We start from the raw sequence: 13615 nt of genomic DNA, 5'->3' as shown, positions 1-13615 counted from the left end.
GGATCCCTTGTTAATGAAAAAAACCCGTTCCTGAATTCGGAACGGGGTAGATGGATATAGTCTGAAAATGGACGATATCATCCACTTCCCTCCGCCGGTATGAGCCGGTTCAGGTTCAAAGGGTCCGGAACTAATTCCATCTCAGTCTTAAAAAAAGACTCCCCTAGTGGTGTGAATTGTATGTAATTACTGACATCATATCAGAAAGACAAGAAAATGCAACCTGTATTTGAAAGAGGGACCCCTTAATGTCCAGGAAAAAGGGAGAACCAGGTAATTGACTTTTGATGGTTATTAGGATAAAATCATGTCTACATCATTTATATATCGATTTCTTATCCAGAGAGGTGGAGGGACTTGGCCCAAAGAAACCTCGGCAGCGGACCCGTTTGGGAACTGTGCTAAATCCAACAAGCATATGCTTGGAAGATAAGAAGAGCCGTACGGACACTGTCAGCCTCTTCTTGAATTAGAAGGGGCTTTTATTTTTGGGAAATAACGTTTAGTGACATAATAGAAAAGGTATATATAATTTGGTGAAAATCTAACAAGTTGATAAAGTTTAGCTACTAGAAGCAGGCTCTAGGATGACTAGGAAAGGAGCCATTTACATGGCAGAATTATTTAAGAGGATTGAACAGAGGAAGGCAAAGCTTATTGAAGAGTTATTGGCCAATGGAGTATACAAAACCTCTGATGAAAGGCACCTTTATGATGCCCCATTAAAAGTACTTGAAGATGAATATAAGGTTGTTATAAATAGACCTAATACCGAGTCACCTTCCGAATGGATGACATAGTAAACGATGACTATATTTTGGGTTCTTGGATAAGGGATATGATGTAAGCATTCGCAGTCTACACTAGTGGATGCTTTTTTTGCGTTTGATAGAAAATGACACTAAATATACATAATTATAGAATTTAATAGTCATTTTGTCACATTTAACCTTTAAAATAACACATTTATTTTCTGAAAAATAGTTGATTTTAACTAGTGGTTTCATTATGATGAAAGTGTAAAAATATTGAATAATTAGGAGGTGACTATATAATGCCTTGCCGTAAGGTAACTATAGAAAAAGTAGAAGAGAAGAGAAAAGAAATGATCAACTTGGCAGCAATTTACGGCTTATCAAGTCTGCTGACTGTTCAAGCCAGTCAAGAATTGGATACACTATTAAATGCGTTAACAAGTAAAAGAGATGCCGAACATTTTCCCCTCCAGAAAGTATATAGGTATTTTTAAATGAGCCAATTCGCCCTCGATTAAGATTAAAAAGCTACTGCTCAAGGCAATAGCTCAAAAGAATAATATTAAATATCGACACGTTTACCAAGAATGACCAAATCCCGCTCAATCCCATCCAGCTCGGCAACTTGAGGTAAATGTGCCCATTCTTCAAACCCGAATTTGGAAAAAAGCTTTAGGCTTGGTGTATTGTGCGCGAAAATGAAACCCAATAGAGTCTTAACACCTAATTTTGGACTCAATTCAATAGCCTTTTGAATCGAAATTTGTCCGATTCCTTTTCCCCGGAAATAATCATCAATATAAATGCTGATTTCGGCAGTGGAATTATATGCCGGCCGGCCATAGAAGGATTGAAAGCTCATCCATCCAGCAGTTTTCCCTTCTATAGTAATGATAAATAGCGGTCTACTTTCTAAATGATGTTCCTCAAACCATTTAACCCTCGATTGGACGGATACAGGCTCAGTATCTGCCGTGACCATTCTTGACGCAATTGTCGAATTATATATTTCAACAATTCTGGGTAGATCAGATAGTTCTGCCTCTCTAAACTCTATGTGCTCTTCCATGATTTAAACTCCTAACTATCATTTATTCAATCTCCAGAATGAAGGGTAATCCCGTTTTTTGTTTTAGGGACGGTGAATGACACCCAATCCATTGAAAGTTTTATATAATCATACACTCTTTACTCTTTATCTGACAATTTTTTTTATGTTAAGACTGCAGGTGTTTTGGGTATGTAAAAGATTAAATACTTCTAGTAAAGAGACAAGAGGAGAAGCAAATGAAGAAATTGGCAGTTTTTTTGATTATAGTACTAGTTATATGTTTTGCTGCATATGAATTTCAGGCATCGGAGTCGGAAGATGTGCAAAGGGTGATGGCATTTGGAGATTCATTAACCTATGGAAAAGGGGATAAGAACGGGGAAGGATATATAGAAGGCCTTGAGGATGAATTGAATAATCCGCAATCGGAACAAAAAGTGAGTTTTTGGAATTACGGTATAAAAGGCCAGGAAACGGATGGTGTGATGAAACAGCTTGATGATTACCGTATTAAAACGAAACTTGATGAAGCCGATACTTTCATCGTTTATATTGGAACGAATGACTTGATCAATAGTAATGGAGGGGAATTGGAGAAAATAAGTGACCGAAAAATCATTGAGGGTAAACGGGAGTATATCAGTCATCTGAAAAAGATTACATCAACATTGATGGAGGCAAACGATAAAGCGGATATTCTGGTAGTGGGACTATATAACCCAATTAAAGATAATCAAAAACTTGAAAAGCACATTCGCGATTATAACCAGTCAATAAAGGGGATAGCGGATAAAGATAAAAGGATGTTATTCATTCCTACAAATGATCTTTTTGAAGATAAAAAGAAGACAGAGTATTTTAGTGATAAGTTACATCCGAATGAAAAAGGCTATCAGCTCATTGCGAATCGGGTTTTGGAAAGTTATGATTTCAAATGAAAGCAAAAATGCACAGGAAGGCTTCCTGTGCATTTTTGCCCGCTAAGTAGCTAGGAATTTGATATCGCTTTTAGTTGAGGGAACTGCAAGTCATGGAGTTGCTTGTATCTGCCGTTGTTTTGCAATAACTGTTCATGTGTTCCTGTTTCATGAACTTGCCCTTTTTCCAGAACGATTATTTGATCGGCATCATGAATGGTCGATAAACGATGTGCAATTACTATTGAAGTCCGGTTTTTCATTAAACGTGACAATGCTTGCTGGATCAAATGCTCGGATTCTGTATCCAAGGCCGCCGTTGCTTCATCGAGAATGATGATTTGCGGATTTTTCAGAAGTGCCCTGGCAATGGCGATGCGCTGTTTTTGCCCGCCCGAAAGCTTGACTCCGCGCTCCCCAATTTGAGAATCATAACCATCAGGAAAGGCACTGATAAAGTCATGCGCATTTGCCGCTTTGGCGGATTCGATGATTTCAGCATCTGTAGCATCTAGTTTGCCATACACGATGTTATCACGGATGGAACCATTGAATAAAATGATATCCTGGGAAACGATTCCCATTTGTCCCCGCAATGATTTCAGTGACACTTCCTTGATATCATGACCATCCATTTTAATCATGCCATTCTGCGGATCATAAAATCGGATCAAAAGGCTCGTGATTGTCGATTTTCCAGCGCCAGAGGAGCCGACCAAAGCAGTTACTTGCCCCGCTTTCATGGACAGGTTTAAATGGCTGAGGACAGGTACATTCTCATCATAGGCAAAATCGACACATTGAAATTCAATTTGCCGCTTTATGGCAGGGAGTTCAATGGCATTTCGCTTGTCACTTATTTCCGGTTGGGTTTCCAATATTTCAGTTATCCGCTCAAAGGCGGCGGCTGATTGCTGGACAATGCTGATGACCCGGCTAAAATTGCGAACGGGACTCTGCAGTAACCTCAAATAGGCGAGAAAGGCCACGATTAACCCTATTGTGAATTCACCTTCCATCACTTGCCAAGCACCGAACACAACGACTGCTACAAGACCGATATTGTTCAATAAATCAATAATCGGACCGAACATGGAACGTAGCCGGACGGACTTAAGATTTGCAGCCATATTTTCCAGATTACGCTCCGCAAACCTCCTTGATTCGAATTCTTCATTTGTAAAAGATTGAATGAGCCGCATTCCTGAAATGGAATCCTGCAACTGGTTGCTGACATCTCCTGCTGAACTTTGTACAGACCTGAAGGACATCCTGATGCGTTTCCCGAATACCCTTGTGATATAGAACATGAAAGGGAATGTAAAAAGAAGGACAATGGTCAGCTTCCAGTTAATGAAAAGCATATATACCGCCACGGCAATGAAAGTCACCGTGTCAGTCAGGACTTGAAGCATGCTCGAAGAGATGAGCTGCTGCAGTAAATTGACATCATTGGTCAACCGCGACATTAAGTCACCAGTACGGTTTTTATCAAAGAATTTCATATCCAGTGTTTGAATATGGTCATACATGCTATTCCGTATATCCATAATAGCCTTTTGACCGACCTTGGAAACGATATAGCTGTTAAAGTAGTTCAGTAAGGCCAATAAAATGGCAGCACAAAGAATTCCTGCACCAATCCAGATTAACGAGTCATATCTTTTTTCGGGAATGATTGTATCAATCGTAAACTGCGTCAACTGGGGGATGGAGAACTCAAGCAATGAAATGAAAAGCATGATGCATAAAACCAAAGTGCAAAACTTCCATTTCGATGGTACCCGATTGAACATTTGTTTGAGCATCAACCATATGCTTCCTTTTGAGGGGATTGCATGCATGACACTGCGGCCTTTGTGGCTGAATGGAATATGTCCTCCACTCATAGCGATCACTCCTATTTAGACTATCCTTGATGTTTTGAAAGTCATTTTAATTAGATGGATTTTGCCTTTATGACTATCATAGAGCTTTTCAAAAAATAGACAACTTTTAAGCGGTTCGTTTCAGTTAAAAAGTATAATTATTTTACACTTTCCTAGGGGACATGAAATAATGAAGGGAGATTAGCAGGCTGATAAGAGGAGATGCTAAAAGTGAATGAAAATGAAAAAGTCAGGGAACAACTTTTAAATGCGGTCATTGGACTGACGGATGAACAGCTGAACGCCCATCCTGAACCAGGAAGATGGAGCATCATGCAGGTTTTGGATCATTTATATTTAATGGAGAGGGCCATAACAAAGGGCATTTCCGCTAAATTGAAAAGCGATGATAGCATACTTGCTGTGGATAAACCGATCGAGCTTACTTTAAATCGTGAAATGAAGGTCCAGGCCCCGCCATTTGTCATTCCATCGGAAACATACCAAACTATGAGTGAGATTAAGGAAAAGTTGTCCGAATCCCGAAAAGCTTTTGCACAGGTCGTTGACCATGCAAAGGAAATTGATCTCGAACAAAAATCTTTTCCACACCCTTTGTTTAAAGACTTAAGCTTGAAGCAATGGATTCCATTCGTGGGGCTGCATGAAAAACGGCATTTATTGCAAATTGAAGAATTGAAAGCAAAGTTATAATAGAAGAAAAACTCATCCGTACTTGGTTGAGTTTTTCATTTCAGAGAGATATTCGTAAAGGAAGGATTTTTAAGTGAAAGCCACTTGGGTAAGGACATGTTTGGTATTGGGCTTTTTCGGATTGATGCTGGGGCTCTTGTTCAAGTATATGCTTCCGCCTGATCTAGATGAAATCGAACTGACTGACGAGCTGAATCCGATCGTCGCTGAAAAAAAAGACGAGCTCATTCAACTGGCTAATGACAAAGGCATCCCGGTTATCATTACGGCAGGGTTCCGGTCTGTAGCCGAGCAAAATGAACTCTATGAAAAGGGCAGATCAGGTTCGGGCAGCATCGTCACGAATGCAAGAGGTGGCGAGTCGCTGCATAATTTCGGTTTGGCGATAGATTTTGCCCTCCTTAATAAACAAGGAGAGGCCATTTGGGATATGAGTTATGACGGCAACGATAATGGAAAGTCGGATTGGATGGAAGTTGTAACCATCGCTAAAGGGTTAGGTTTTGATTGGGGAGGGGATTGGGCAGGGTTCAAGGATTATCCGCATTTACAAATGACATTTGGCTTGAACCTCCGTGAGCTGCAACAAGGCAAGCGGCCAAAAGGGCAGTGATAGTGGGTGGTTTAATTATAGCCGCATAAATTTTGACTAACAGCAGGAAAATAAGCATGTGAATTGCTTTACAGGTAAGAATTCGATAAAGTGGAATAGTGAGAAATCAGACATAAAGGAGTGCAGTCACCATGGAAGAAGCAAAACATTGCCGGGACTCTTTGGTCATAAAAACAAGCCTTGTCCTCCCGCCGGATACAAATAATATTGGTACGATGTTCGGAGGCAAATTAATGGCATACATTGATGATGTAGCGGCTATATCAGCCATGCGTCATGCGCGAAGCAACGTCGTTACGGCATCAACTGATTCTGTCGATTTCCTGCACCCTATTCACGAAGGAAATGCAGTTTGCCTTGAGAGCTTCGTGACTTATACGGGCAGAACATCAATGGAAATCATCGTAAAAGTGATTGCAGAGGATTTAGTTACAGGAGATCGGAATTTATGCGTCATTTCTTTCTTGACATTTGTTGCCATTAATGAAGAAGGTAAACCAATTCCGGTCCCGCGTTTGGTTCCTGAAACAGAGATGGAAATGAATTTAAATGAATCAGCAAAACAACGGGCCCAAATAAGGAAAAAAAGAAGGGAAGATACACAGTTCATTGCAAGTACTTTCGGTGTGAAACTGCCATGGACCGATCAATCGAAGCCAGGATTATATAAATAAGATACATATCCCTTACGTCTTCTTATTGATGATTTTAGACCAAATTCTTTGTGATTTGGTCTTTTATTAATCTTGGGGGATTATCCGGATGGGAAAGAAACGTGAAAAGACGCTTGGATAAGCCCAAGCGTCTTTTTCATGTTACCTTGTTAGGGTTGATCAAATCCGCTTTTCAGTCATCGCTTGCTAAAATACCAAAGAAGCGCAAGATGTTAATGAATAGGTTAATGAAATCCAGATATAGATTCAAGGCCATGAGAGGTACTTCTTCGGCTGTTACCCCGTAATGCTTCATTCGATTGAAATCATATAAAATATAACCACTGAAAACTAAAATCCCAATAAACGAAAAGACCAGCATGGCTGTTGAGCTTAATGGAGAGAAAATGTTGAAAATGCCAATGACCACTAAAGCAAGCAAGGCCGCAAATAACATTCCTCCCAAGAAAGAAAGGTCCCTTTTGGTGGTTGTGGCATAAACCGCCAGTCCACCAAATACGACTGTCGTCGTAACACCTGCCAGGATCACCACATTTGCCCCTGCAGCGGCCAGGTAGTGTGCAATGATCGGATATGTCGTAATTCCTGAAATCAATGTGAAACTATACAAAAATGTATAACCGATGGCTTTTTTCCTCCGCAATATGAATGCTCCAATCAACATCACGATCTCAAGTATCGCTAAGGGAAGAAACAAGGATGGCGGTACAAGAGTGCCGAGAACCATCCCTAAGACGGAAACGGCAAGTGACAAAGCGAACGTCCGCATGACGGACGGCATATATGTTTGTACAGTTTGTGAATACATTCAATCACCCCATCATTTATTTTCTACCGTTTTCTACGAATCTGTTTTAAAAAGGTTTCATGGTATTTAATGAAAATAAAGTGTTTTTTAAAAGTAGTGAAATATATATGAAATAATTACCTGTTTTATGATATTCTTACAAATGTACTAACTTTTCTGAAATATCAAAAAATTAAATCGGAATCATTCTACGGGATGAAAAACGACAAGGTCAATAAATAGTTATGAACAGTAAAATAGTTATCTTGGAATAATAAATATAAAATTATTGGTTCTTTACATTTAATCGGACTTCAAAACTTTACTGTATAACCGTTATAAAGGAAACGATTTTTTATTGCAGAAAATTATTCCTAAAGTTATAAAATATGAAAAAAATGTGATTATTTTCTATAAAAACTATTGTATAATTGTAAAAAATTGATTAAAATTTTAAATAATTATCAGAAGATTAATTATTTTCCCGATAAAATAGTTTAGGGGGAGCAAGGATGAAGAAAGCTATTTTGCAAATAGAGAACCTAACTACCTCATTTCGAATCGGCAACAAATATCATGCAGCGGTGGATGATGTTTCGTTTACGGTGAATGAAAATGAAATTGTAGCAGTTGTTGGAGAATCCGGTTGTGGAAAGAGTGCATTGGCCTTATCCATCATTCAATTACATAATAAGCAGAGAACGAAATCCGAAGGAAACATCAATTATAAAGGCCAAAATCTACTAAAGTTGAATGATGTACAAATGAATAAAGTCCGTGGTAAGGAATTGGGTATGATATTCCAGGAACCTTTGACGGCTTTGAACCCGCTCATGACCATCGGAAAACAGATCGAGGAGAATCTTGATTACCATACTGAACTCTCCAGTGCCGAGAAAAAGAACAGAACGATCGAACTTTTGACACAAGTGGGAATTCCATACCCTGAACGGACGTACAAGCAATATCCCCATGAGCTCTCGGGCGGAATGCGCCAAAGGGCAATGATCTCGATTGCCATTGCCTGCAACCCTGCATTGGTCATCGCCGATGAACCCACGACGGCATTGGATGTTACGATTCAAGCGCAAATACTTGATCTGCTGAAAGATATCCAGAGCAGGACAAAGATGGGGATCATCTTAATTACACATGATCTGAGCGTCGTAGCAGAGGTTGCAGACAGGATCGTTGTCATGTATGCAGGTCAGGTGGTGGAAACGGGAAGTGTTAAAGAAATATTCAACAATCCGCTGCATCCATATACGAGGTCGTTATTAAATTCGATTCCTTCTGCTGCAAACGAGAAAAATCGTTTGCACGTTATCGAAGGAATCGTTCCATCGATAGCGAAAATGGATCGGACAGGATGTCGCTTCCAGGATAGGATTCCTTGGATACCTAAACATGCGCATGAAGAGACACCCGGGCTTCACGATGTGGGCAACGACCATTTTGTGCGCTGTACCTGCCATAAAGAATTTTATTTTCAAGTTGAAGGAGATGCATCGGCCAATGACTTTACTCAAATTAGATAATCTCAAAGTGCATTTTCCGATAAGGGGAGGTTTTTTTCGAAGGGTGGTCGATCACGTAAAGGCCGTGGACGGTGTTTCCTTTGAGTTGCAGCAAGGGGAAACATATGGTTTGGTCGGTGAATCCGGAAGCGGCAAGTCCACGACAGGCAAGGCAGTGGTCAAACTGAATGAGGTGACATCCGGACAAATCCTGTTTGAAGGCAGGGATTTAGCATCCTTAAGTAGAAGAGAAATTAAACCATTCAGAAAAGATATCCAAATGATTTTCCAAGATCCGTATTCATCATTGAATCCGAAGAAGAGGGTACTGGACATCATTGCCGAACCGCTGAGGAACTTCGAACGGTTATCCCCTTCAGAGGAAAAGAAAATCGTACAGGATTTCTTGGACAAAGTCGGACTGAGTCCCGAATCGATTCACAAGTATCCTCATGAATTTTCAGGGGGCCAGCGGCAGCGGATTGGGATTGCCCGATCATTGACATTGAAACCTAAACTGATCATTGCGGATGAACCGGTGTCAGCATTGGATGTTTCCGTTCAGGCACAGGTATTGAATTTTCTTCAGGATCTCCAACAAGAGTTCAATTTGACTTATTTATTTGTCGGGCATGATTTAGGCGTAATCCGGCATATGTGTGACCGGATGGGTGTTATGTATCGCGGTAGATTGGTAGAGGAAGGCAAAAGCGAGGAAATCTATGAAAATCCCCAGCATATATACACGAAGCGCCTGATTGCCGCCATTCCGGATTTAGAGCCGGAAGTTCGCGAAGATAAAGTGCAGCTTAGAAAAAAACTCACCTCAGAATATGAGTCTACTTACTCAAAATATTTCGATGAGAATGGACGTGCTTACGATCTGAAGCCAATCTCATCGACACATAGAGTCGCATTACAATAAGGAGGTGGAAGGAATATGTGGAAGTTTATCCTAAGACGATTATTAGTAATGATCCCGCAGCTCTTTTTATTGAGCATCATCGTTTTCATGATGGCAAAAGCAATGCCGGGAGATGCACTGTCAGGCCAGGAAATCAATCCTAGGGCCAATCCAGCCGAGCTTGAAAGGATCAGGGAAGAACTGGGTTTGAATGACCCTTGGTACCAACAATATTTAAGGTGGGCATCCAATGCAGTACAGGGGGATTTCGGTATTTCCTATACACATAAGACGCCCGTTATGGATGTGATCGAAGACAGGCTTTGGAACACGGTGTTCCTGGCGTTGGTCACTCTGATCTTTACATATATGCTTGCTATTCCACTAGGCATACTTAGCGGAAGGTATAACGATACCTGGGTGGATAAAACCGTTACGGGATATAGCTATTTAGGGTTTGGCACGCCGATTTTCATTTTTGCTTTAATCATGTTATTCGTTTTCGGATTTGCCCTGGATTGGTTCCCGTCTGGGGGCAGTGTCGATTCAAAAGTGGATGAAGGAACATTCGCCTATGTTGTAAGCAAGATCAATCATTTGATTTTACCTGCTTTAAGCACAGCTTTAATTGCCACAACAAGTACGATCCAATATTTGCGAAATGAAATCATCGATAATAAAATCAAGGATTTCGTAAGGACAGCGCGTTCGAAGGGAGTGCCTGAATCAAAAGTATATTCACGGCATATCCTGAGAAATTCCTTTTTGCCGATAGCAGCATTCTTAGGTTATGAAATTACTGGATTGATCGGCGGCGCGGTCATAATCGAGACCATTTTCAGTTATCCGGGACTTGGGCAGCTTTTCCTTAGTTCAGTCAGTCTGCGAGATTTCAGCGTTGTCACGGCCATCGTCATGATGACGGGTTTTGCCACTCTGCTGGGCACCCTTCTTTCGGACATCATACTTAGTGCGGTCGATCCGCGCATACGGATAGAATAGGAGCGGGGTGAGTCGTATGGAAATGAAAGTCGAAACCGGAAAGAACATACAAGTTAACGATGTGAGTCCATCAGGAATCAAGATCATCTGGCAGGAAATCAAAAAGGATAAACTTGCCATGGGCTCATTGATTTTATTAGCATCCATATTGCTTTTTGTTTACGGTGCGTCGTTTTTCATGGACGCCAAGGAAATAGCCAAGGTCGATTTTCTCTCCATCTATTTGGAGCCATCTTCAGACTATTGGCTTGGAACCGATTATGGTGGCCGGGATGTATTCGGCCAACTGATAATAGGTACCAGAAATTCATTCACGATCAGTTTATTCATTACATTATTCACGGCTATCATCGGTTTATCATTAGGGCTTCTGGCAGGCTACTTCGGCGGGGCAACCGATAATGTCATCATGCGTATTATCGATTTCGTGATTGCCTTGCCGCAAATGATGTTCATCATCGTTGTAGTGACGATTGTGCCGATCTTCAATGTATATGTTTTCATTTTAATCATGACGATGTTTTTATGGACAGGAAAGGCACGGCTGATTCGTTCAAAGGCTTTGTCTGAGCGTGAGCTGGATTATATCCACGCCTCACAGACACTGGGGACACCACATTGGAAAATCATCCTGTTTCATCTTCTGCCCAATGTCAGTTCATTGATCATCGTCAACTTCATTTTGAACCTTGCAGGCAATATAGGCTTAGAATCCAGTTTGACTTTCTTAGGGTTCGGTCTTCCGGAGAGCACACCGAGTTTAGGGACGCTCATCAGTTATGCTCGAAATCCAGATGTTCTGGAAAACAAGTGGTGGATATGGGTACCCGCATCACTCATGATTCTTGTGTTGATGCTGAGTATAAATTTCGTTGGTCAAGCGTTAAAACGCGCCGCCGATGCAAGACAAAGAAGAGGATAAAAAAAGGGGAGTGTAGGATATGAAAATCAAAAGCTACAGTAAGGTATTAAGTGCATTGGCCATTTCGTCTCTACTGCTTGCTGCATGTTCGAATGATACGGAGAAATCGTCAACGAAAGAGAAAAAAGGGAAGGATGTCGAACAGGTCGATACCTCTAAATTCCCGACAAAGACGACAAATCAAGGGGAGCCGATTAAAGGCGGCCATTTGACATATGGTTTGGTATCCGATACTCCGTTTGAAGGGATATTAAACAAAGTGTTCTATCAAGGCGAACCAGATAATCAAGTTATCACATTCTTTGATGAAGATTTACTGGATACAGATGAAAACTATGTATATACGAATGAAGGTGCCGCCTCTTATGAGATTTCAGACGATCATAAAACGGTTACACTGACGATTAAGGATAATGTAAATTGGCAAGACGGAAAACCAGTGCTAGGTGCCGATTTAGAGTATGCATATCTTGTCATGGGAAGCAAAGATTACAAAGGTGTACGCTATGATGAACAAATGGCTTTAATCGAGGGTATGGAAGAGTATCATGAAGGGAAAGCCGATAAGATTTCAGGCATTAAAGCCGACGGCAAGAAAATCACTTTCACATTCAAAAAAGCGAATCCTTCCGTCACGACTGGATTATGGACATACCCGCTACATAAAGAATACTTAAAAGATGTTCCGATTGCAGAGTTGGAATCTTCGGATAAAATCCGTAAAAACCCGATTGGTTTTGGACCATTCAAAGTGAAGAAAATCGTTCAAGGGGAAGCCGTCGAATTTGAAGCGAATAAAGATTATTACCGCGGTGAACCTAAATTGGACAGTATCACATTAAAAGTCGTGAATCCGTCCGTCGTCGTCAAGTCACTTGAGAATGGTGACCTCGATGTAGCGGAGGTCTTGGCTGAGCAATATGATCAGGCCAAGGAATTGGATAATGTCGAATTATTGGGGAAAGTTGAATTGGCTTATTCCTATATTGGTTTCAATTTCGGCTACTATGATAAAGAAAAAGAAGAAAATATTATGGATGAGAATCCTAAATTCGGAGACAAACGCCTTCGTCAGGCGATGGCATATGCCATCAATAATGAAGAAGTTGGCGAAAAGATGTACAAGGGCCTTCGCTTCCCTGCCAACTCTGTCATTACACCGAACTTTAAATATAATAATAAAGATGTAAAACCTTATGAATACAATCCTGAAAAAGCAAAAAAACTTTTGGATGAAGCAGGATTTGTAGATACGAACAAGGATGGCATTCGTGAAGATGCAGATGGAAAAGAGTTCAAGATCAATTTTGCGTCCATGAGCGGTTCCGATGTTTCCGAGCCTCTTGCAAGGTATTATATCCAACAATGGGAACAAGTAGGTTTGGACGTTGAATTGCAGGATGGTAGGCTGCATGAGTTCAATTCCTTCTATGACCTATTGAAAAAGGATAATGATCAAGTTGATGTTTATTCAGCTGCATGGGGAGTCGCTTCCGATCCGGATCCATCTGGTCTATGGGCTAGATCTGCGGAATTTAACTATACCCGCTGGGTAAATGAAAAAAATGATGAGCTTCTTGCTAAAGGGATTTCAGAGGAAGCCTTTGATGATCAATATCGGATCGATACGTATAATGAGTGGCAAGAATTGATCCATGAAGAGGTTCCGGTCATTCCGACATTATTCCGCTATCAATTGGCAGGAGTGAATGAAAGAGTTACGGGTTATGATTATCTCGCAGGCCGCCAATATCAGTGGCATAATGTGGGGGTAACGAAATAATTGATTGATGACTATCGGCTGCCTTTAAAGGCAGCCGATTTTTTTACGTTTCAATGAAGTGGATAAAGGTTATATAGATAATAGTAAGTAATTGGAAGGGTGATATGG

14 protein-coding genes and 2 riboswitches are annotated in these 13615 nt (G+C 40.7%); of the genes, 11 read left to right on the top strand and 3 right to left on the bottom strand.

The features are described 5' to 3' along the window. Positions 1-69: 69 nt before the first annotated feature. Positions 70-175, bottom strand: a riboswitch (TPP riboswitch). Between the two features lie 157 nt (positions 176-332). Further along, positions 333-436, top strand: a riboswitch (SAM riboswitch). 175 nt (positions 437-611) lie between these two features. Together ACQKNS_RS06090 and ACQKNS_RS06085 are read left to right on the top strand one after the other, a co-directional pair. Continuing rightward, positions 612-800, top strand: a complete 189-nt coding sequence (locus ACQKNS_RS06090) for a Fur-regulated basic protein FbpA (RefSeq protein WP_427641630.1) — start codon at positions 612-614, stop codon at positions 798-800. 254 nt (positions 801-1054) lie between these two features. Beyond that, positions 1055-1249, top strand: coding sequence for an aspartyl-phosphate phosphatase Spo0E family protein (locus ACQKNS_RS06085; RefSeq protein WP_427641629.1), 195 nt, complete (start codon positions 1055-1057; stop codon positions 1247-1249). A 68-nt stretch (positions 1250-1317) separates the two neighbouring features. On the opposite strand, the gene ACQKNS_RS06080 is transcribed toward ACQKNS_RS06085, so the two are convergent. After that, the gene (locus tag ACQKNS_RS06080) at positions 1318-1824 is read right to left on the bottom strand and encodes an N-acetyltransferase family protein (protein ID WP_427641628.1); all 507 of its coding nucleotides are present in this window, start codon (positions 1822-1824) and stop codon (positions 1318-1320) included. 218 nt (positions 1825-2042) lie between these two features. Between ACQKNS_RS06080 and ACQKNS_RS06075 the strand changes: the two genes are divergently transcribed. Further along, positions 2043-2744: a GDSL-type esterase/lipase family protein gene (locus ACQKNS_RS06075; RefSeq protein ID WP_427641627.1), complete on the top strand. Its 702-nt coding sequence runs from the start codon at positions 2043-2045 to the stop codon at positions 2742-2744. A gap of 50 nt (positions 2745-2794) precedes the next feature. On the opposite strand, the gene ACQKNS_RS06070 is transcribed toward ACQKNS_RS06075, so the two are convergent. Further along, a complete protein-coding gene (locus ACQKNS_RS06070; RefSeq protein WP_427641626.1) occupies positions 2795-4612 on the bottom strand; it encodes an ABC transporter ATP-binding protein in 1818 nt (605 codons plus the stop codon). Between the two features lie 201 nt (positions 4613-4813). On the opposite strand from ACQKNS_RS06070, the gene ACQKNS_RS06065 reads away from it, so the two are divergent. From ACQKNS_RS06065 to ACQKNS_RS06055, 3 genes are all read left to right on the top strand, one after another. Beyond that, complete coding sequence (locus ACQKNS_RS06065) at positions 4814-5305, top strand: DinB family protein (RefSeq protein ID WP_427641625.1); 492 nt, start codon at positions 4814-4816, stop codon at positions 5303-5305. Between the two features lie 124 nt (positions 5306-5429). Continuing rightward, on the top strand, positions 5430-5918 hold the full coding sequence (locus tag ACQKNS_RS06060) for a M15 family metallopeptidase (protein WP_427642148.1): 489 nt from the start codon (positions 5430-5432) through the stop codon (positions 5916-5918). Positions 5919-6049: 131 nt separating this feature from the next. After that, positions 6050-6592 (top strand): acyl-CoA thioesterase, encoded by a 543-nt coding sequence (locus ACQKNS_RS06055; RefSeq protein ID WP_427641624.1) that lies wholly within the window; start codon positions 6050-6052, stop codon positions 6590-6592. Positions 6593-6764: 172 nt separating this feature from the next. Here the strand turns inward: ACQKNS_RS06055 and ACQKNS_RS06050 are convergent, their stop codons facing one another. Further along, entirely contained in the window at positions 6765-7400 is a 636-nt protein-coding gene (locus tag ACQKNS_RS06050) for a Bax inhibitor-1/YccA family protein (protein WP_427641623.1), read from the bottom strand. Positions 7401-7891: 491 nt separating this feature from the next. On the opposite strand from ACQKNS_RS06050, the gene ACQKNS_RS06045 reads away from it, so the two are divergent. The 5 genes from ACQKNS_RS06045 to opp4A are packed head-to-tail and all read left to right on the top strand — an operon-like array spanning position 7892 to position 13507. After that, positions 7892-8917, top strand: coding sequence for an ABC transporter ATP-binding protein (locus ACQKNS_RS06045; protein WP_427641622.1), 1026 nt, complete (start codon positions 7892-7894; stop codon positions 8915-8917). Further along, a complete protein-coding gene (locus tag ACQKNS_RS06040) occupies positions 8895-9821 on the top strand; it encodes an ABC transporter ATP-binding protein (protein ID WP_053534228.1) in 927 nt (308 codons plus the stop codon). Before ACQKNS_RS06045 ends, ACQKNS_RS06040 begins: the two co-directional genes overlap by 23 nt. A 15-nt stretch (positions 9822-9836) precedes the next feature. Beyond that, positions 9837-10802, top strand: coding sequence for an oligopeptide ABC transporter permease (gene opp4B, locus ACQKNS_RS06035; RefSeq protein WP_427641621.1), 966 nt, complete (start codon positions 9837-9839; stop codon positions 10800-10802). A gap of 22 nt (positions 10803-10824) precedes the next feature. Beyond that, positions 10825-11724, top strand: coding sequence for an ABC transporter permease (locus ACQKNS_RS06030; protein WP_427642146.1), 900 nt, complete (start codon positions 10825-10827; stop codon positions 11722-11724). Positions 11725-11743: 19 nt separating this feature from the next. Beyond that, positions 11744-13507, top strand: coding sequence for an oligopeptide ABC transporter substrate-binding protein (opp4A, locus tag ACQKNS_RS06025; RefSeq protein WP_427641620.1), 1764 nt, complete (start codon positions 11744-11746; stop codon positions 13505-13507). The last annotated feature ends 108 nt before the right edge of the window (positions 13508-13615 follow it).

The sequence above is a fragment of the Peribacillus sp. NPDC094092 genome, from assembly GCF_050279365.1.
Taxonomy (GTDB): domain Bacteria; phylum Bacillota; class Bacilli; order Bacillales; family DSM-1321; genus Peribacillus.
This window is presented reverse-complemented; position numbering and strand designations above follow the sequence as displayed.